The sequence below is a fragment of the Ruegeria sp. BHSB172 genome, assembly GCF_059613165.1.
Window position 1 is genome coordinate 1 of record NZ_JBXWRZ010000003.1, and the last position, 16,567, is coordinate 16,567.

The 16,567-nt window shown below is 63.4% G+C and carries 20 protein-coding genes and 1 other RNA gene; 12 read left to right on the forward strand and 9 right to left on the reverse strand.

Annotated elements, in window-relative coordinates; genetic code table 11:
- Both AC2FM3_RS02060 and AC2FM3_RS02065 read right to left on the reverse strand, forming a co-directional pair.
- Positions 1-837: M24 family metallopeptidase (locus AC2FM3_RS02060; RefSeq protein WP_496678673.1), on the reverse strand; the 837-nt coding region annotated here is incomplete at its 3' end.
- Positions 834-1,526: a metal-dependent hydrolase gene (locus AC2FM3_RS02065; protein ID WP_496678675.1), complete on the reverse strand. Its 693-nt coding sequence runs from the start codon at positions 1,524-1,526 to the stop codon at positions 834-836. The genes AC2FM3_RS02065 and AC2FM3_RS02060, both read right to left, overlap by 4 nt.
- Before the next feature lie 57 nt (positions 1,527-1,583).
- Between AC2FM3_RS02065 and AC2FM3_RS02070 the strand changes: the two genes are divergently transcribed.
- Complete coding sequence (locus AC2FM3_RS02070; protein WP_496678677.1) at positions 1,584-2,270, forward strand: ceramidase domain-containing protein; 687 nt, start codon at positions 1,584-1,586, stop codon at positions 2,268-2,270.
- On the opposite strand, the gene AC2FM3_RS02075 is transcribed toward AC2FM3_RS02070, so the two are convergent.
- From AC2FM3_RS02075 to AC2FM3_RS02085, 3 genes are all read right to left on the reverse strand, one after another.
- Complete coding sequence (locus AC2FM3_RS02075) at positions 2,230-2,988, reverse strand: class I SAM-dependent methyltransferase (RefSeq protein ID WP_496678678.1); 759 nt, start codon at positions 2,986-2,988, stop codon at positions 2,230-2,232. The two genes, AC2FM3_RS02070 and AC2FM3_RS02075, sit on opposite strands and share 41 nt — an antisense overlap.
- A gap of 6 nt (positions 2,989-2,994) precedes the next feature.
- A complete protein-coding gene (locus AC2FM3_RS02080) occupies positions 2,995-3,558 on the reverse strand; it encodes a DUF4202 domain-containing protein (protein ID WP_496678679.1) in 564 nt (187 codons plus the stop codon).
- A 202-nt stretch (positions 3,559-3,760) separates the two neighbouring features.
- Entirely contained in the window at positions 3,761-3,922 is a 162-nt protein-coding gene (locus AC2FM3_RS02085) for a hypothetical protein (RefSeq protein ID WP_496678680.1), read from the reverse strand.
- Positions 3,923-4,138: 216 nt separating this feature from the next.
- Between AC2FM3_RS02085 and gatC the strand changes: the two genes are divergently transcribed.
- The 7 genes from gatC (at position 4,139) to AC2FM3_RS02120 (ending at position 8,957) form a co-directional block, all read left to right on the forward strand.
- Positions 4,139-4,426 (forward strand): Asp-tRNA(Asn)/Glu-tRNA(Gln) amidotransferase subunit GatC, encoded by a 288-nt coding sequence (gene gatC / locus AC2FM3_RS02090; protein ID WP_496678682.1) that lies wholly within the window; start codon positions 4,139-4,141, stop codon positions 4,424-4,426.
- 3 nt (positions 4,427-4,429) lie between these two features.
- Positions 4,430-5,917, forward strand: a complete 1,488-nt coding sequence (gene gatA / locus AC2FM3_RS02095) for an Asp-tRNA(Asn)/Glu-tRNA(Gln) amidotransferase subunit GatA (RefSeq protein WP_496678684.1) — start codon at positions 4,430-4,432, stop codon at positions 5,915-5,917.
- A 40-nt stretch (positions 5,918-5,957) separates the two neighbouring features.
- Positions 5,958-6,656, forward strand: coding sequence for a hypothetical protein (locus AC2FM3_RS02100; protein WP_496678686.1), 699 nt, complete (start codon positions 5,958-5,960; stop codon positions 6,654-6,656).
- Positions 6,595-7,323, forward strand: coding sequence for an N-acetylmuramoyl-L-alanine amidase (locus AC2FM3_RS02105; RefSeq protein WP_496678687.1), 729 nt, complete (start codon positions 6,595-6,597; stop codon positions 7,321-7,323). Before AC2FM3_RS02100 ends, AC2FM3_RS02105 begins: the two co-directional genes overlap by 62 nt.
- A gap of 125 nt (positions 7,324-7,448) precedes the next feature.
- Positions 7,449-7,864: RNase P RNA component class A (rnpB, locus tag AC2FM3_RS02110), an RNA gene on the forward strand.
- Positions 7,865-8,079: 215 nt separating this feature from the next.
- Positions 8,080-8,247 (forward strand): 50S ribosomal protein L33, encoded by a 168-nt coding sequence (gene rpmG, locus AC2FM3_RS02115; protein WP_005630270.1) that lies wholly within the window; start codon positions 8,080-8,082, stop codon positions 8,245-8,247.
- A gap of 191 nt (positions 8,248-8,438) precedes the next feature.
- Positions 8,439-8,957 carry a hypothetical protein gene (locus tag AC2FM3_RS02120; RefSeq protein ID WP_496678690.1) on the forward strand — a complete coding sequence of 173 codons (519 nt, stop codon included), beginning with the start codon at positions 8,439-8,441 and terminating at the stop codon, positions 8,955-8,957.
- A 122-nt stretch (positions 8,958-9,079) separates the two neighbouring features.
- Here the strand turns inward: AC2FM3_RS02120 and AC2FM3_RS02125 are convergent, their stop codons facing one another.
- Entirely contained in the window at positions 9,080-9,817 is a 738-nt protein-coding gene (locus AC2FM3_RS02125) for a Bax inhibitor-1/YccA family protein (RefSeq protein WP_496678691.1), read from the reverse strand.
- Between the two features lie 165 nt (positions 9,818-9,982).
- Positions 9,983-10,195, reverse strand: coding sequence for a DUF1127 domain-containing protein (locus AC2FM3_RS02130; RefSeq protein ID WP_496678693.1), 213 nt, complete (start codon positions 10,193-10,195; stop codon positions 9,983-9,985).
- 126 nt (positions 10,196-10,321) lie between these two features.
- On the opposite strand from AC2FM3_RS02130, the gene AC2FM3_RS02135 reads away from it, so the two are divergent.
- Complete coding sequence (locus AC2FM3_RS02135) at positions 10,322-11,203, forward strand: LysR family transcriptional regulator (protein WP_496678694.1); 882 nt, start codon at positions 10,322-10,324, stop codon at positions 11,201-11,203.
- A gap of 5 nt (positions 11,204-11,208) precedes the next feature.
- On the opposite strand, the gene AC2FM3_RS02140 is transcribed toward AC2FM3_RS02135, so the two are convergent.
- Complete coding sequence (locus tag AC2FM3_RS02140) at positions 11,209-12,165, reverse strand: NADPH:quinone oxidoreductase family protein (RefSeq protein ID WP_496678696.1); 957 nt, start codon at positions 12,163-12,165, stop codon at positions 11,209-11,211.
- A 332-nt stretch (positions 12,166-12,497) separates the two neighbouring features.
- On the opposite strand from AC2FM3_RS02140, the gene AC2FM3_RS02145 reads away from it, so the two are divergent.
- The 3 genes from AC2FM3_RS02145 to AC2FM3_RS02155 all read left to right on the forward strand — a co-directional run bounded on the left by AC2FM3_RS02145 (position 12,498) and on the right by AC2FM3_RS02155 (position 15,156).
- Entirely contained in the window at positions 12,498-12,869 is a 372-nt protein-coding gene (locus AC2FM3_RS02145) for a helix-turn-helix domain-containing protein (protein WP_149774650.1), read from the forward strand.
- Between the two features lie 45 nt (positions 12,870-12,914).
- The gene (gene hisN / locus AC2FM3_RS02150; protein WP_496678698.1) at positions 12,915-13,706 is read left to right on the forward strand and encodes a histidinol-phosphatase; all 792 of its coding nucleotides are present in this window, start codon (positions 12,915-12,917) and stop codon (positions 13,704-13,706) included.
- Positions 13,707-13,821: 115 nt separating this feature from the next.
- Positions 13,822-15,156 (forward strand): 8-oxoguanine deaminase, encoded by a 1,335-nt coding sequence (locus AC2FM3_RS02155; RefSeq protein WP_496678700.1) that lies wholly within the window; start codon positions 13,822-13,824, stop codon positions 15,154-15,156.
- A gap of 56 nt (positions 15,157-15,212) precedes the next feature.
- Here AC2FM3_RS02155 and guaD read toward each other — a convergent pair whose 3' ends face one another.
- Positions 15,213-16,502, reverse strand: coding sequence for a guanine deaminase (gene guaD, locus AC2FM3_RS02160; RefSeq protein ID WP_496678701.1), 1,290 nt, complete (start codon positions 16,500-16,502; stop codon positions 15,213-15,215).
- Between the last annotated feature and the right edge of the window lie 65 nt (positions 16,503-16,567).

Here is a 16,567-nt window from a genome sequence, read left to right on the forward strand (position 1 = left end):
GATCGCGGTTTCCGCGCGCCGGATATCGGCGGGTGGGTCACCCAGAAACAGGCTGCGGCTGGCCGGGCAGTGATAACGGCGATGGCAGCCCGAGATTTCGAAATAGGTCGCCTCGCCCGGTGTCAGCGGACGGTCGTTCCAAGTGATGTGCGAGGCCGAGGCCTCGGCCCCCGAGGGCGCGATGGGCGCAATCGCGGGATAGTCGCCCGCAAGACCCAGCAGCCCGGCGATGCCCGCCGCCTGAACCTCGGCCACGAGCACGTTCTTGGGAACCCCGGCGCGGAACCCGTCGCGCAGCACTGCGTGCATATGCGCGGTCAACTGCCCGGCCTTGCGCATCAAGGCGATCTCGGCCTCGCTCTTGACCGCACGCTGCCAGTTCACCAACCCGGTCGCGTCGATCAGCGCATCGCGGCCGAACGCGGTCTCAAGGATCCGGTGGCTGGCGGCCGAGTAGTAATAATTGTCCATCTCGACACCCAGATGGGTTGTCCAGCCGCGCTCGCGCAGCAGCGATGCCAGCGACTCGACCGGGTGATGGTCGGGGTGCTGCACATGCTCTTCGGGCCAGTCGTGCAGGTCGTTGGGGTCCAGCCAGGTGGTCTGCGCCGCGCCGGGCTTGTCCTGCGTCCGGCCCCACCACAGGGGCGCGCCGTCGCGCGGGACGATCACCATCTGCGGGACGTAGAAGCTCCAGCCGTCATACCCTGTCAGCCAGGCCATGTTCGACGGGTCCGCAACCAGCAGGGTTTCGACACCCCGCTGGGCCATCGCGGAACGGGTCTTGGCCAGCCGCGCCGCGTATTCTTCCGTCGAGAAGGCCAGCGCGGGTGTCAAAGCTCGATCTCCTGCAGGACCTCGGGTTCGATGACGGTCACGCCCGGCAGCCCATCCGCCAGGTCCTTGGCGGATTGTTCCAGGATCGGGAAGGTCCGGTAGTGGCAGGGGATCACCGTCTTGAAGTCGAAATACCGCCGGGCGGCATAGGCGGCGGCTTTCATATCCATCGTGAAATAGCCGCCCGCCGACAGAATGCCGATATCCGGTTTGTAATAGTCGCCGATCCACTCCATGTCGGCCATGATCGTGGTGTCACCCGAGACATAGACCGTATGACCATCAGCCGACAGGATGAACCCCACCTCGGACCCGCCGGCGCGCGGGCCATCGGGTGTGGCGAAGGTCGAGCTGTGCGAGGCCGGCACCATGTCGACCTTGACCCCGTTCAGGTCGACCCGGCCGCCTTTGTTGAAGCCGATGGTCTCGATCCCTTCGGCCTCGGCCCAATGGGCCATGACGTCGTATTGGCCCACCACCGGAATGTTCAGGCGTTTGGCCAGCGGCAGAACGTCGGCGACGTGGTCGAAATGCGCGTGGGTCAGCAGGATATGCGTGGCGCCTTGGATGGCTGCGTCGTGCTGATCCTCGGGCAGCATCGGGTTGCCGCTCAGCCAGGGATCGATCAGCAGGACTTGTCCCGCCGCGTGAATTCGGAAGCTGCCATGCCCCAACCAGATGATTTTCATGAAAGACCCTCCTGAAACCGGTTCAGGGCCAGCCTAGCATCGGCTATGTAAAAATCCATGGACTGGATGCGAGAAATCGACGGCTATTGCGAGCGCCTGTCGCCGGACTATTGGGCCGAACCCGTAAACGCCGTGTCCAACGCGGCCTTTCTGTTGGCGGCATGGGTGATGTGGCGGCGGGTGCGGGGGCAGGGTCTGCCGTTGGCCAACTTGCTGGTCGCCATTCTGGCGGTGATCGGCATTGGCAGCTATCTGTTTCATACCCATGCGCAAGTCTGGGCCGCGCTGGCGGATACGACGCCGATTCTGCTGTTCATCTTGGTCTATATCTACGCGGTGAACCGGGACATCTGGCAGCTATCCACGCCGAAGGCGGTGGCGCTGACGGCCTTGTTCATCCCCTATGCGGCGTTGACCATACCGGTGTTTCAACTGGTTCCCGGGCTGGGCGGGTCGGCCGCATATGCTCCGGTGCCGTTGCTGATCCTGATCTATGCGTATCTTTTGCGCGTGCGCAGGCCGCAGGTGGCCTGGGGTCTGGCGGTCGGAGCTGCGATCCTGATCGCGTCGATCACCTTCCGCGCGCTCGATGCTCCGCTTTGCGCCCGCATCCCGATGGGAACGCATTTTATGTGGCACATCCTGAACGCCACCATGCTGGGCTGGATGATCGAGGTTTACCGGCGGGCCATGACGGATGCGGTCAGTCCGGCAGACGCCGCGCCACGTAGAACCCATAGCTGACAAAGTCGGAATAGGTTTCGTACAAGTCGATCTCGGCCCGTTCGGCATCGACAATGGCTTTGGCCTGCTCGGAATTGCCATGCCGGTCGAGGAAGGCAGGGAAGCTGCGTTGAAGAGGGAGATAGTAATTGTCCATCCAGCAGTCGGTGCCCAGCGGGAAATAGCCGACAGGTTCATAACCGGCCGTCTCGATCTGGCGGATCTTCTGTCCGGCGGTCGCAACTTCGGGATAGGCGGCATCCCAGTGCCGTGTCAGCGGTTCGGGGCGTTGATCGGTCAGCCAGGTCAGCTCGGACACAGCCAGGACACCGCCGGGTTTCAGGAACCGACGCCAGGCGTTCAGACCGTTTTCGAACCCCATGTTGTAAATCGCGCCTTCCGACCAGATCACGTCAAGGCTGGCATCGTCGAAGGGCAGGTCCTCCATCGACGCCTCAACCGTCTGAATCCGGGCCGCCAGGCCCAAGAACTGGGCGCGTCTCTCCAACTCGGCCAGAAAATCCGGCAGGAAATCCACTGCCGTCACCGATGCGCCTAGATGGCGCGCAAGGCAGAAGGCCGCAGCTCCGGTGCCGCAGCCAATGTCGGCGACCTTCAATCCGGGATCGGCTTGAACGTCCGCCAGCTTCAACGCCATTTCCGTTGCCGCGTCGCTGCCGGGGCCTTGCCGGTCGTTGGGCAGGTGCAGGTCGATCAACAATCGCATGTCATCGGTCATGATGTGTCAATCCTTGAAAGCGCGGGCCAGGTCTTCGGGCAGGTCGAACTCGTCCAGCACGCGTCGGCGCGCCTCAGACGACATCTTGCGGGCGGTCTTTTCGACGATGCGCTGAATCTTTTCGCCCGAGTGTTTCGCGGCGAAGGGTGCAAAATACCATTTCAGAAAGACAAAGCAGATCACGTCCTCCAGCGCCTGAACGTCGTCGTCGCGCTTGATGCCCTGTTTGCGCAACATACGGCGGGCGGCGTCGATCTCGGCCTGATCGTAACCGGCCTCGGACATCAACTCGGCCACGACCTGCGCGTGATGCTCGGCTTGGGCCTTGCGCCACGCCAGATAGCCCGCGCGCCCCTCGGGGTAGGCCGAGCGGGCCAGCTTCCAGCGCTCGACATGCTGGCCGCGGGCGGCGATCTGCAATGGCTCTGATGCGTCGGGGAACAGTCGATGCAACTCGGCGCTCATCCGTTCGCCATAAAGCAACGCAGCGGGACGCCCGTCTTCCTGGGTGGGGTCGGCCGAATTGGCTGCGTCGATTGCGTCCAGAACCTTCTGCTTGCGCTCCGTCATGGCACCTCCTGCGTTCGTCAAACGGGTTCGGCAAACCTGGTTGAGCCAGCCCGATACTGCGTGGTGCATGTACGATAAGGCATCGCGCCACAACAAAAAAGCGCCGACCCGTTCAGGGCCGGCGGCGCCACGAGGGCAGGTAGGGGACTGGGCCGGAAAAAAGGGGAAACCGGCCCGATCCAACAGGGAGGCAAGAACGAAGTCAGTTTCGGGGTGAGGTTTTTTCCTGGCTCACCTGATCCGAAGGGTGCTGATCGGGAAAGGTCAGCGTCGGGGTCAGGTCGCCCATCGGGACACCCAGGGCAAAGGCCGGAGCCGCTGCGGTGGCAAAAACTACAGACAGTGCAATCATGGTCGATTTCATCGGCTTCCTCCGAACTGAACTGTTTCGTTTACAGCATAAGGGGATGCAGCACGCGGACTTCAAGTGAAAAGTGAACGAAACGGTTCACTTTTTTGCGTGGCGGGTATTCTGGATCGGTCTGGCCCCGGCGCCGCCCGACCATTCCCGCACGCAGGCGGTCTTGCGACTGCTGCACCAGACGGGTAAATGCCCCTGTAACGCACACGAGGGTTTCCCATGTCGATTGACCAAAGCACCGCCGCCAAGGTGGCCAAACTGGCCCGGATCAAGGTCGAGGATGATGCGCTGCCGGCGCTGGCCTCGGAGTTCAACACGATCCTGGGGTTCATCGAACAGCTGAACGAAGTTGACGTCGAAGGGGTCGAGCCGATGGTCTCGGTGACGCCGATGCGGCTCAAGCGCCGCGAGGACGTGGTGACCGACGGGAGCATGCAGGACAAGATCCTGTCCAACGCCCCCGACGCGCGCGAGGGGTTTTTCGCGGTTCCCAAGGTGGTGGAGTAAGACATGAGCGATCTGAACAAACTGGGCCTTGCCGAGGCCCGCGACGCGCTGCGCAAGGGTGAAACCACCTCGGTCGATCTGACCGAGGCCTGCCTGACGGCCATCGACGCGGCCGACGCGCTCAATGCCTTCGTCCACAAGACGCCCGAGATCGCGCTGGAGCGCGCCAAGGCGGCCGACGAGCGCATCAAGGCCGGCGACGCGCCCGCCATGTGCGGCCTGCCGATCGGCATCAAGGACCTGTTCTGCACCAAGGGCGTGCCCAGCCAGGCGGCCAGCCGCATTCTGGAAGGCTTCAAGCCCGAATACGAATCCACCGTCTCGCAGCAACTGGCCGATGCCGGCGCGGTGATGCTGGGCAAGCTGAACATGGACGAATTTGCCATGGGCTCGTCCAACGAAACCTCGGTCTACGGCAACGCGGTCAGCCCGTGGCGGCGCGGCAATGATGATGCGCAACTGACCCCCGGCGGTTCGTCGGGTGGCTCGGCTGCGGCGGTCGCGGCCGATCTGTGCCTTGCGGCGACCGGCACCGATACCGGCGGCTCGATCCGTCAGCCCGCCGCCTTTACCGGCATCACCGGCATCAAGCCGACCTATGGCCGTTGCTCGCGCTGGGGCATCGTGGCCTTTGCGTCCTCGCTGGATCAGGCCGGACCGATGACCAAGAACGTGCGCGACGCCGCCATCATGCTCGAGGCGATGTGCGGGCACGACCCCAAGGATTCGACCAGCGCCGACATTCCGGTGCCGAATTTCGAGGCGATGCTGACCGGCGACATCAAGGGCAAGAAGATCGGTATCCCCAAGGAATACCGGATGGACGGCATGCCCGCCGAGATCGAAAAGCTGTGGGCGGATGGCGCCGAAATGCTGCGTGATGCGGGGGCCGAGATCGTGGACATCTCTCTGCCGCACACCAAATACGCGCTGCCGGCCTATTACGTGATCGCGCCCGCCGAGGCCTCGTCGAACCTGGCGCGCTATGACGGCGTGCGCTATGGCCGCCGCGCGACGTTGGCGCAGGGCGATGGCATCACCGAGATGTATGAAAAGACCCGCGCCGAGGGCTTCGGCCACGAGGTGCAGCGTCGGGTCATGGTCGGCACCTATGTGCTGTCGGCCGGTTTCTACGATGCCTACTACAACCGCGCGCGCAAAGTGCGGACGCTGATCAAGAAAGACTTCGAGGACGTATTCGCCGCGGGTGTCGATGCGATCCTGACACCGGCAACGCCGTCGGCCGCCTTCGGTCTGGGAGAGATGAAGGAAACCGACCCGGTTCAGATGTATCTCAACGACGTCTTCACCGTGACGGTGAACCTTGCCGGTCTGCCGGGCATCTCGGTTCCGGCCGGGTTGGACAAGCAGGGGCTGCCGCTGGGGCTGCAACTGATCGGCCGCCCGTGGGAGGAAGGCGACCTGCTGAACACCGCCTACGCGCTCGAATCCGCTGCGGGGTTCGTGGCCAAGCCGGGCAAATGGTGGTAACGGTCGGTCGACCCGACCGCTGCAAGAACGGAGCAGTCCGATGCGCAAACTTCTTGTGATTCCCGTGTGCGCCGTCGCCGCCGCTTGCGATACGGTGGCGCCGGTTCAGGGCACGGAGTTCAATACGCCGCAATACCAGGCCCAGCGCGAGGCGCAACTGGCGGGGCAGGGCGCAGCAGGCAATCCGCTGTTGCCGCCCCCAGCCATCTCGCAGGAGCCATGGTCGGCCGAGTCCTCCGCCGTCACCTATTCCACCGATGGCAGCGCCGCGGATATCGCGAATCAAACGGCCGCAGCGCTCGCCAGTACCTCCACCCAGGCACCGGCCCCGGCAACGGTGACGTCGAGCGGCATTTCGCAAGAACAGGATTTTGCCGCGGTCTCCAGCAGCCGCAGCATTCAGGATGACGCCGCCCTGATCGAGAGAAACCGTCAGACCTATGAGGTGGTCGCCCCGACGGCGGTTCCTCAGCGTGGCGCGGACGGCCAGCCCAATATCGTGCAATACGCATTGTCCACTACTAATCCGGTCGGGGCACAGATCTACAGCCGGTCCGGGTTCAACCTTCAGGCCAAGGCGCAACGGAACTGCGCCAAATACCCATCGGCAGATCAGGCTCAGATCGATTTCCTGGCCAGCGGCGGGCCACAACGTGACCGCAAGGGCCTGGACCCGGATGGCGACGGCTTTGCCTGTGGCTGGGACCCCAGCCCGTTCCGCCGTGTCGTCGGCAACTGATCTCTCGCCGATCTGGCACCCATCCCCCAATTTCGGCCCCCGCCGGGATGGGCTGAAGCCATCTCTGGTGGTTCTTCACTACACCGCGATGAACAGCGCCCGAGCCGCGCTCGAGCGTTTGTGCGACCCGGCGTCCGAGGTATCGGCCCACTATCTGATCGGCTGTGACGGAACACTCTGGCAGATGGTTCGTGAAGAGGATCGCGCCTGGCACGCCGGGGTCGGCGAGTGGCAGGGACAGAGCGATATCAACTCCCGCTCGATCGGGATCGAACTCGACAACCGAGGCGATCATCCTTTCGCCCAGGCGCAGATAAGGGCACTCGAGCGGCTTCTGCCGCAGATCATGACCCGTTGGTCCATACCGGCCGCCGGCGTGATCGGTCATTCGGACATGGCGCCGGGGCGCAAACACGATCCCGGGCCACGTTTCGACTGGATACGACTCGAACGTCAGGGGCTGGCCGCGCCGCGCGCTCACGCCGCCCCTTTGTCGCGGCCCGAGGCCCATTACTTCCGCGCCGTGGCCCAAGCCGCCGGCTATACTGCTGCTGTCGATGATGAAACGCTGCTCGCTGCTGTGCGGTTGCGCTTTCGGCCCTGGGGTAGGGGAGGGCTGGCCCCAGAGGACGTGGCTGCATTGCCGCAGCCGCACCGCCTCGCCTGACCAACCTTCATCTGGTCCAAAATATCCCGGGGTTGAATTGGCCGAAGGCCAAGAAGGGGCTGGCCCCTTGTCGCTTCCATTCCTCTCTTGACGTGCCCGGGTCAGGGGCATACCCAATTCAATGCGCGGAGGGCCGGATGGCCGCTGGGGCCTAGGCCCGAGAGGAAAGTCCGGACTCCACAAGGCAACGGTGCCGGGTAACGCCCGGGCGGGGAAACCCGACGGAAAGCGCCACAGAAAACAAACCGCCATGAGACGCCGAAGGTTCGCCTCCGGCAGATCATGGCAAGGGTGAAACGGTGGAGTAAGAGCCCACCGCGCCGCTGGCAACAGCGGCGGCACGGCAAGCCCCACCGGGAGCAATGCCAAATAGGGTCCCCACGCGGGCCGGTCGGCGTCAGCCGATACCGCCGCTAGGCCTGCCTTGGCCGAGAGGGACCGGGTTGGCAGCTCGAGCCGTGCAGCAATGCACGGCCTAGAGGAATGGTCATCGAAGGGGGCAACCCCGGAACAGGATCCGGCTTACAGGCCCTCCGCGCATCCGCTGCCTGCTGGTATTTTCCGGTGGGGACTCAAGTGCTGGCGGGCCGAAAATTCGCCTCGTTTGCTGTCGTTGCAAGAAATTCCAGGCCTCGGCCGGTTTATTCTGGTATCACGTTTCGAATCCGGTTGACTCGGGCGCGCGAGCGGGTAAAAGCGCACGCTCATAGGAATTCAACCGAAAGGCCCCTGCCTTTTCGGACGCAGGAGATAACCATGGCGAAGCCGACGACAATCAAGATCCGTCTGAACTCGACCGCGGGCACGGGCCACTTCTATGTGACCAAAAAGAACGCGCGCACCATGACCGAGAAAATGACCGTGCGCAAATACGACCCGGTCGCTCGCAAGCATGTCGAGTACAAGGAAGGCAAGATCAAGTAATCTGCCTTTTCAGACGCAAGACGAAAAAGGGTCCTGGCGCGGTCAGGACCCTTTCTTGTTTTCAGGCAGGTTGGTCGCCGGTTCGCCCCTTTCGCGCGTTGCAGTGGTGCATCAGCACGCCGGGTATTCTGTTTGCCTGCGGGTTGCTTTTGCGGCCACCCTGGCCATAGGCTTTGGCAAACCTCCACAAAATGTTGAGCGCCATGAAAAAAATCTTGTTGCCTGCCATCGCCGTTCTGACCCTTTCGGCTTGTGAGGATCCTTGGAACCGGCAGGGTGTCGGGTTCACTGGCATTGATGGCGAACCGCGCACCGTGTCCGACGTCAAAGGCGCCGTCGCCTTTACGCCGCCTGCCACCAACGTCCCGGCCGAGCTTGCCCAGCTTCCGACGGTTCAGGTTCAGACGGACCAGGCAGCGTTTGACAAGATCGCCGGCGTGGCCATCGACAACGGCGGGCGTACGGCCGACACCGCAGTGCAACTAGTCGGCAGCAGTACAGACCTCTTCCTGAGCACGGTCAACGTGAACGGCACGCTGTTTGGTGTTGTCCGTACCGCCAGCAATAGCACCAAGGTGGACAACTCGGTAGGTGCGGCTTTCGGGCGTGAGACCGAACGCTTCACGGGCTGTCTGGCCGCTGGCGATGTCTATCGCAAGGGCAACTCCTCGCGCAGTTCGGGCTTTGCGGTTCCGTTGAACTGTAGCTGATCCGAACGAAATCGAACTTGGGTTCAGGGGCTCTGCCGGTGGGCAGGGTCCTTTTCGTTTGGGAGCGGGGCAAAAAAACGGGCCCGGAATGGGCCCGTTTCCTGACAGGATTCTGCCGCTGGTTACTCACGATTTCCAAGCAGTTGCAGCAGGAACATGAACATGTTGATGAAGTCCAGATACAGGTTCAGCGCGCCCATGATCGCGGATTTGCCCAGCCACTCCTGGTCGCCGTGCGCGGCGTGCTGAATGTAGGTCGCCTTGATGTTCTGCGTGTCATAGGCGGTCAGTCCCGCAAAGATCAGAACGCCGATGATCGACACGGCGAACATGATGGCGGGCGACTGAAGGAAAATGTTGATCACCATGGCCACGATCAGGCCGATCACGCCCATCATCAGGAACGTCCCCATTCCCGAAAGGTCTTTCTTGGTGACATAGCCATACAGCGACAGGCCGGCGAAGGCGATCGACGTGATCAGGAACACCTGGGCGATCGAGATGCCGGTGAAGGCCACGAAAATCCAGCTCATGCTCAGGCCCATCACGGCGGCGAAAGCATAGAAGAACAGCTGGGCGCCGGCGGCGCTGAGGCGGTTGATGGCGGCGCCGAAGGCAAACACCATGATCAGCGGGGCGAACATCACGATCCAGCCCAGGATATTCGGGCTGAGCGTGATCGGGTCGCGGAACACCGACAGCAGCTGCGGGCTGGTGCCAACGGCCCAAGCCACCGCAAACGTGATAAGCATGCCCACGGACATCGTGCCGTAGACCTTGTTCATGTGGGCGCGCAGGCCCTCGTCGATCTGGGCAGTGCGTGCGCCGGCCGCCGTGCGGACGGTGTCGAATTGTGCCATTAAGGGTCTCCCTTGAATCCATTCCGATCCGCGATGCGGACCATTCTGACGGCAAATATCGGAGAGTCGGGCGCATGTTTCAAGGGTCTTGGCGGCAAAACCCTCGGAATTGCGAGCAAAATCGGCACCGCCGCCATCGGCGGTGTCAACGCTGCCAAAATGGGGTCAATAGCGGCCCGAGATCCAGATATCCGGCGCATCCCAAAGGGGGCGTGCGGCCTCGGCCTCGGCCTGCGCGCGGGTGACGCCGATATCTTTCAGCAGACGGGCGTCCAGCCGCGCCAGTGCGCGCCGTTGGCGAGGCAAAGAAACAAGGCGCTGCAGCCATCCGGTTTTGCGCGGCGCCGGCGGGGGGCAGGAAATCGCAATTTGGGTCATGTTTATTGTCCTTTTGTCAGGAAGTGATGGGGGTAGAGCATTCAATCAACTTCCTTGATCTATATGGCGGTCTCTGTCATATATGAAAAATGAATGTTTATGAATTGAAGCATAAGGATTGCTGATATGCGAAATCTCGACATCACGACCCTCAGGTCGTTCGTCGCCGTGGCCGATCATGGCGGCGTCACCCGAGCCGCGGGATTTCTGCACCTGACTCAATCGGCCGTGTCGATGCAGCTGAAGCGGCTCGAGGAACTGCTTGGGCTTGAGTTGCTGGACCGGTCGGGCCGGACGATCGCCCTGACGGCCTCGGGCGAGCAACTGCTGGCCTATGCGCGGCGCATGGTATCGCTGAATGACGAGGTGATGTCGAAGCTGACCGATCAGGCCTATGAAGGCGAGGTGGTTCTGGGCGTACCGCATGATATTGTCTACCCGGCAATTCCCCGGGTTTTGCAGCGGTTCAACGCCGACTTCCCCCGTGTGCGCGTACAACTGGTCTCATCGTATTCGATCCAGTTGAAAGAGATGTTCCGGCGCGGCGAATGCGATGTCATTCTGACGACCGAGGCGTCGAATGGCGATGGCGGCGAAACCATCGCCGAACTGCCTTTGCGCTGGATCGGAGCATCGGGCGGGGCGGCCTGGCGCCGTCGGCCCCTGCCGTTGGCGCTTGGCCGCCGTTGTCTGTTCCGGCCGCAGGTCATCGCGGCTCTGGACGCTGCGGGCATCCCCTGGGAACTGTCGGTGGAAACGGAAAACGACCGCACGATCGAGGCCACGGTCAGCGCCGATCTGGCCGTGCACGCGATGCTGGAAGGGACCGAGGCCGCGCATCTGGAAAAGATCGACGCCGGCGGCGCGCTGCCCGAATTGCCGGCCCACATGATCAACCTGTATGGCGGCGACACGGGCCGAGGACCGGTGGTCGAGGCTCTGGCCGACCTGGTCCGCCAGAATTTCCGGATGCTGCGGGGCGGGCCGCTGCGCGCGGTCGCCAGCTGAGCCGGTCAGGGCGTGATGACGACCTTGCCGGTGGATTTGCGCGACCGCAGCAGGTCCATGCCATCGGCCACCTTTGACAAAGGCAGGACATGGCTGACATGCGGTTTGATGCGGCCCTCGGCATGCCAGCGGAACAGGGTTTCAAAGCTGCTGCGCACGATCTCGGGCCGGAACTTCAGATAGCCGCCGATATAGACTCCGATCACCGTCAGGTTCTTGACCATCAGGTGGTTGGCTGGGATTTGCGGAACCTCGCCGCCGGCGAAACCGACCGGCAACAGGCGACCTTCGGGATTGGTGGCGCGAAAGGCGGCCTTGAATACGTCGCCACCGATCGCATCATAGACGACATCCGCACCGCCCAGGTCCAGCACCCGCTGCCGCAGATCCTCGTCCGCATCGATCAGGTGGTCCGCCCCGGCGGCTTTAGCTACGGTCAGCTTGTCGGTGCCGCGTGCCTGCGCGATCACGGTTGCTCCCATCAGCTTGCCGATCTCGACTGCAGTCAGCCCCACGCCGCCGGCTGCGCCGGTCACCAAAAGCGTCTCGCCCGGCTGCAGGCGGGCGCGGTGATCCAAAGCGATGTGGCTGGTGCCATAGGCGATCTGGATCGCAGCGGCTTCTTCGAAGCTGCAGGACGGCGGCAGCATGACGGCCCGGTCGGCGTCGAACACGCCGAATTCCGCCAGCCCGCCTTGCCCCGAATAGACGGCCACACGGTCGCCCGGGACAAGGTGGACGACACCGGGGCCGACGGCGTCCACGACCCCTGCGATCTCGAGCCCCAGCGTGAACGGGGCAGGGGGTGTGTCTTGATAGGTGCCCTTCTGCATCAGGAGGTCGGCAAAGTTAAGGCCGCAGGCGTGGATCTTGACGCGGATCTGTCCGTGGCCCGGCTCGGGTGTTGCGATGTCGTGCAATACGGCCTGGGCTGTGGCCGAGGGAATTTGGTAGGCGAGCAATTCGTGTCCTCCGTGGTCGCGCTCTAGGCAGGGGCAACCGAGTGAGATTGTCAATCTTCAATGGCGGGTAACGTTCCGGACCTGCGCCGAAATTCCCTGATTCAGAGTGATTTGGCACGCCGGAACGAACGTACAACCGTAAAGTTCTGTTGACCGGCTCCGACTCAACCTTCTTGAAAAGAATCGAAAATGGCGCAATGATGGTTTGCAGAAGTGCTGTTTCGGGGGGCATTTCCGGTGTTGAAGGAGTGTTGTCCAGCGGCGGCCGGTATGGCGGTCTCTGTCGCGTTCGCGTTTTCCCGGGCGGTTGTGTGTAAGATAGGAGTGTACCAATGACCCATCATGTGGATGTCCATGTGGGCAAGCGCGTCCGGCATCGTCGCTGGCTGATCGGAATGACCCAGCAGCAACTTGCAGAGCAGGTCGGTATCAAGTTTCAGCAGATCCAGAAATACGAGACCGGTGCCAATCGGATCAGTGCGTCGCGCCTATGGGACATTGCCGAGGCGCTGGATGTGCCGGTCAGCTTTTTCTTCGAGGGTCTCGAAGACACACAGAAATCCGAAAGTGGCAAAAAGTCGGTTCCTGCCGATCTGATGGGCGACAAAGAGGCGCTCGATCTCGTGCGCTCGTACTATGCGATCCCCGAGAACCAGCGCCGCCGTCTGTTCGAACTGGCCCGGGTTCTCAGCGACGTCGCCTGAGCAGAGGCACTTGACTTTGCGCGGTACCCGCCGCACCAGTCGCGTATGTCTGGTACCGTATTGACCGATCTTGAAGTTGCGGAAAAACTGGCCGACGCTGCGCGTGCGGCCATTTTGCCGTTTTTTCGCCGACCCGACCTAGAGACAGCAAACAAGCAGCAGGGTGGCTATGACCCTGTGACCGTTGCCGACCGGGCCGCCGAGCAGGCTATGCGTGAGGTTCTGGCCGAATTTCGCCCCGAAGACGGGATCCTGGGTGAGGAGTTCGGAACCGTCACTGGAAGCTCGGGCCGGATCTGGGTGCTGGATCCGATCGACGGGACCAGGGGGTTTGTCAGCGGAACGCCGACATGGGGTGTGCTGATCGCGCTGGCGGATTCGACGGGGCCGATGCTTGGCGTCATCGACCAGCCCTATATCGGCGAGCGATTCGTGGGGCACGACACGGGCGCCTTCATGACGGGTCCGCTGGGGCAGGTCAGCCTGTCCACCCGAAAAACCGCCGTGCTCAAGGACGCGATCCTGTTCACGACCTTCCCCGAGGTCGGGGCTGACGACGAGGAACGGGCGTTTCGCGCGGTCGCCGAACAGGTGCAACTGACGCGGTACGGCATGGATTGCTACGCCTATGCGCTGCTGGCGGCCGGACAGGTCGATCTGGTGATCGAGGCCGGTCTGAAGCCCTATGACATCCAGGCCCCCATGGCCGTGATCCGGGCCGCCGGTGGCTTGGTCACCGACTGGCAGGGCGGCCCGGCCCATCTGGGCGGGCAGGTGCTTGCGGCGGCCAACCCCGACATCCACGCGGCGGCGCTGGACCTGTTGCGCCGGGTCTGACGCGGCTTGCCGCCCGGTATCTGTCCGGCTAGGGTTCTGCGGCCGGTTCTTCCGCCCGTTTTCCACCGGCGCGACGCACTCTTGTCATGAGACGGGCGAATCTCAGGAGTGCCAGATGACCGAATTCCTACTGAAAAATGCCGATGTTGTTCTGACGATGGACGACGCCCGGCAAGAACTGGCCGGGGCCGACATACTGGTCCGCGATGGGGTGATCGCCGGGATCGGGCATCGCCTTGAAGCCTCGGGCGAGATCCACGATCTGCGTGGCTGCGTGGTCACGCCCGGGTTGGTGAACACGCATCACCACCTGTACCAGACCCTGACGCGCGCGGTCCCGGCGGGGCAGGACGCGTTGCTGTTCGGCTGGCTCAAGACACTCTATCCGATCTGGGCGCGGTTTGGCCCCGAGCATATGTTCGTCTCGGCGCAGATCGGCCTGGCCGAACTGGCCCTGTCCGGCTGCACGCTCAGTTCGGACCACCTGTACCTGTATCCCAACGGTGTGCGGCTCGAGGACACGATCGCCGCCGCATCCGAACTGGGCCTGCGGTTTCACCCCACGCGCGGCGCGATGAGCATCGGTGAAAGCAATGGCGGTCTGCCACCCGATGCGCTGGTCGAATCCGAGTCCGCGATTCTGAACGACATGATCCGCGTGGTCGATGCCTTTCATGATCCGTCCGAGGGGGCGATGTGCCGGGTGGGGCTTGCGCCGTGCTCGCCCTTTTCGGTCAGTCGCGACCTGATGCGTGACACGGCGCTGCTGGCGCGCGACAAGGGCGTGATGCTGCACACTCACCTGGCTGAAAATGACGAGGATATCCGGTATTCCCAGTCCCGATTCGGGTGCCGGCCGGGTCAGTACGCGCAGGATCTGGGCTGGACAGGTCCGGATGTATGGCATGCCCATTGCGTCAAGTTGGATCGGGCCGAGGTCGATCTGTTTGCGCGGACCGGCACCGGGGTCGCCCATTGCCCATGTTCCAATTGCCGGCTGGGCTCGGGCATCGCACCGGTGCGCGCCCTGCGCGATGCCAAGGCCCGCGTGGGGCTTGGTGTCGACGGGTCGGCCAGCAACGACAACGGCAACCTGATGGCCGAGGCACGTCAGGCGGTGCTGCTGCAGCGAGTCGCCAACGGTGCAGACGCCATGTCGGCCCGCGAGGCGCTCGAGATTGCCACGCGCGGCGGCGCCGATGTTCTCAACCGCCCAGATTGCGGCCGTCTGATGCCCGGTAAGCGGGCCGATATCGCGGTATGGGATATCAGCGGTGTCGAAAGTGCCGGCAGCTGGGACCCCGCAGCGCTGCTGCTTGCCGGCCCCAGCCGGGTCAGACATCTGTTCGTCGAAGGGCGGCAGATCGTCCGCGAGGGGCAGATCACCACCATCGACCTGCCGCGGGTGATCGAACGTCAAAACCAGCTTGCGCGCGCGCTGCAGGCGTGAAGCCCGACCCAGAGCGTTGCCTGTCGCACCGCCAGCGGCCTGCGCTGTCGGGCCGCTCAACCCAGCGCCCGGCGCCCTCGGATCCAGACCTGGGCCACCGCCCGGTCGTCGCCCATCATGATTGTGGGAAAGATGGCCTCCCAGATGTCATTCGCGCCCGCAACGCGCTGTGCGATGGCAGGGGTCGAGGACAGGTCGAGCACGACCAGGTCGGCTTCGAGCCCCGGTGTTACATTTCCAATGCGGTCATCCATCCGCAGCGACCGGGCCGAGCCGGCGGTACCCAGCCAAAGCAACTGCGCGGGGTGCAGGGGATGCCCGCGCAACTGGCCGATCTCATAGGCCGCGGCCATGGTCCGCAGCATCGAGAAACTGGACCCGCCGCCGGTATCCGTGGCCAAGCCGATGCGGTGGCCGTCGCGCATCAGCCCGTGCATGTCGAACAGGCCCGATCCGATGAACGTATTCGAGGTCGGGCAGTGAATCAGCGCGGCGTCGACCTCGCGCAGACGATCGCGTTCGCGTGGCTCCAGGTGGATGGCGTGGCCGTACAGCCCACGCGGGCCCAGCAGGCCGAATCTTTCGTAGGTGTCCAGATAGTCGCGGGCCTCGGGAAACAGCGACCGGACCCATTCTATCTCGTCGGTCTGCTCGCTCAGATGGGTCTGCATCAGGCAGTCGGGATGCTCGGCCCAAAGCGCGCCCATCGCTTCCAGTTGCTCGGGCGTCGACGTGGGTGAAAACCGCGGCGTGATGGCATAAGAAATCCGGTCCACGCCGTGCCATCGGTCGATCAGCGCCTTGGACTGGTCATAAGCCGTCTGGGCGGTGTCTCGCAGGCCGTCGGGTGCGTTGCGGTCCATGCAGGTCTTGCCGGCCACCACACGCTGCCCGCGGGCCTGCGCTTCGGTGAAGAACGCATCGACGCTTTCAGGATGGATTGTGCAGAAACTGCACATGGTGGTGGTGCCATGCGCCGTGGTCAGGTCCAGATAGCGCCCGGCGATTTCGGCGGCGTGGTTCGGGTCGCCGAAGGTCATCTCTTCGGGGAAGGTATAGGTGTTAAGCCAGTCGATCAGCCGCTTGCCCCAGCTGGCGATGATCGCGGTCTGGGGGTAGTGCACATGCGGATCGACGAACCCGGCCAAAATCAGGCGCGCGCCATGGTCATGGGTTTCGGCATCGGGATGCGCGGCCGCCAGCGCTTCGGCCGAACCGAGCGCACCGATCCGGCCGTCTTCGATCAGAACGGCCTCGTGCAGCCGGGCGGCCCGGTCGGGGTCAGCCTGGAAGGGCGACTGCTCGAAACTCAGAACACGCCCTTTCAAAAGCGTTTTTTGCGCCATCGGCTTTGATCTCCGGCTGATTGGAACGGTGTCGCAGCATAAGCCTGCGAAAGATGCGGGTAAAT

What these genes read in the sequence shown, in the direction of transcription:
- AC2FM3_RS02085 (WP_496678680.1), bottom strand. Translation starts at nt 3,922, where the DNA reads ATGAAATCGACCATGATTGCACTGTCTGTAGTTTTTGCCACCGCAGCG.
- AC2FM3_RS02120 (WP_496678690.1), top strand. Translation starts at nt 8,439, where the DNA reads ATGTTGAGCGCCATGAAAAAAATCTTGTTGCCTGCCATCGCCGTTCTG.
- hisN (WP_496678698.1), top strand. Translation starts at nt 12,915, where the DNA reads ATGTCTGGTACCGTATTGACCGATCTTGAAGTTGCGGAAAAACTGGCC.
- AC2FM3_RS02100 (WP_496678686.1), top strand. Translation starts at nt 5,958, where the DNA reads ATGCGCAAACTTCTTGTGATTCCCGTGTGCGCCGTCGCCGCCGCTTGC.
- AC2FM3_RS02070 (WP_496678677.1), top strand. Translation starts at nt 1,584, where the DNA reads ATGGACTGGATGCGAGAAATCGACGGCTATTGCGAGCGCCTGTCGCCG.
- rpmG (WP_005630270.1), top strand. Translation starts at nt 8,080, where the DNA reads ATGGCGAAGCCGACGACAATCAAGATCCGTCTGAACTCGACCGCGGGC.
- AC2FM3_RS02145 (WP_149774650.1), top strand. Translation starts at nt 12,498, where the DNA reads ATGACCCATCATGTGGATGTCCATGTGGGCAAGCGCGTCCGGCATCGT.
- gatC (WP_496678682.1), top strand. Translation starts at nt 4,139, where the DNA reads ATGTCGATTGACCAAAGCACCGCCGCCAAGGTGGCCAAACTGGCCCGG.
- AC2FM3_RS02105 (WP_496678687.1), top strand. Translation starts at nt 6,595, where the DNA reads ATGGCGACGGCTTTGCCTGTGGCTGGGACCCCAGCCCGTTCCGCCGTG.
- AC2FM3_RS02155 (WP_496678700.1), top strand. Translation starts at nt 13,822, where the DNA reads ATGACCGAATTCCTACTGAAAAATGCCGATGTTGTTCTGACGATGGAC.
- AC2FM3_RS02065 (WP_496678675.1), bottom strand. Translation starts at nt 1,526, where the DNA reads ATGAAAATCATCTGGTTGGGGCATGGCAGCTTCCGAATTCACGCGGCG.
- guaD (WP_496678701.1), bottom strand. Translation starts at nt 16,502, where the DNA reads ATGGCGCAAAAAACGCTTTTGAAAGGGCGTGTTCTGAGTTTCGAGCAG.
- AC2FM3_RS02080 (WP_496678679.1), bottom strand. Translation starts at nt 3,558, where the DNA reads ATGACGGAGCGCAAGCAGAAGGTTCTGGACGCAATCGACGCAGCCAAT.
- AC2FM3_RS02130 (WP_496678693.1), bottom strand. Translation starts at nt 10,195, where the DNA reads ATGACCCAAATTGCGATTTCCTGCCCCCCGCCGGCGCCGCGCAAAACC.
- AC2FM3_RS02125 (WP_496678691.1), bottom strand. Translation starts at nt 9,817, where the DNA reads ATGGCACAATTCGACACCGTCCGCACGGCGGCCGGCGCACGCACTGCC.
- gatA (WP_496678684.1), top strand. Translation starts at nt 4,430, where the DNA reads ATGAGCGATCTGAACAAACTGGGCCTTGCCGAGGCCCGCGACGCGCTG.
- AC2FM3_RS02135 (WP_496678694.1), top strand. Translation starts at nt 10,322, where the DNA reads ATGCGAAATCTCGACATCACGACCCTCAGGTCGTTCGTCGCCGTGGCC.
- AC2FM3_RS02075 (WP_496678678.1), bottom strand. Translation starts at nt 2,988, where the DNA reads ATGACCGATGACATGCGATTGTTGATCGACCTGCACCTGCCCAACGAC.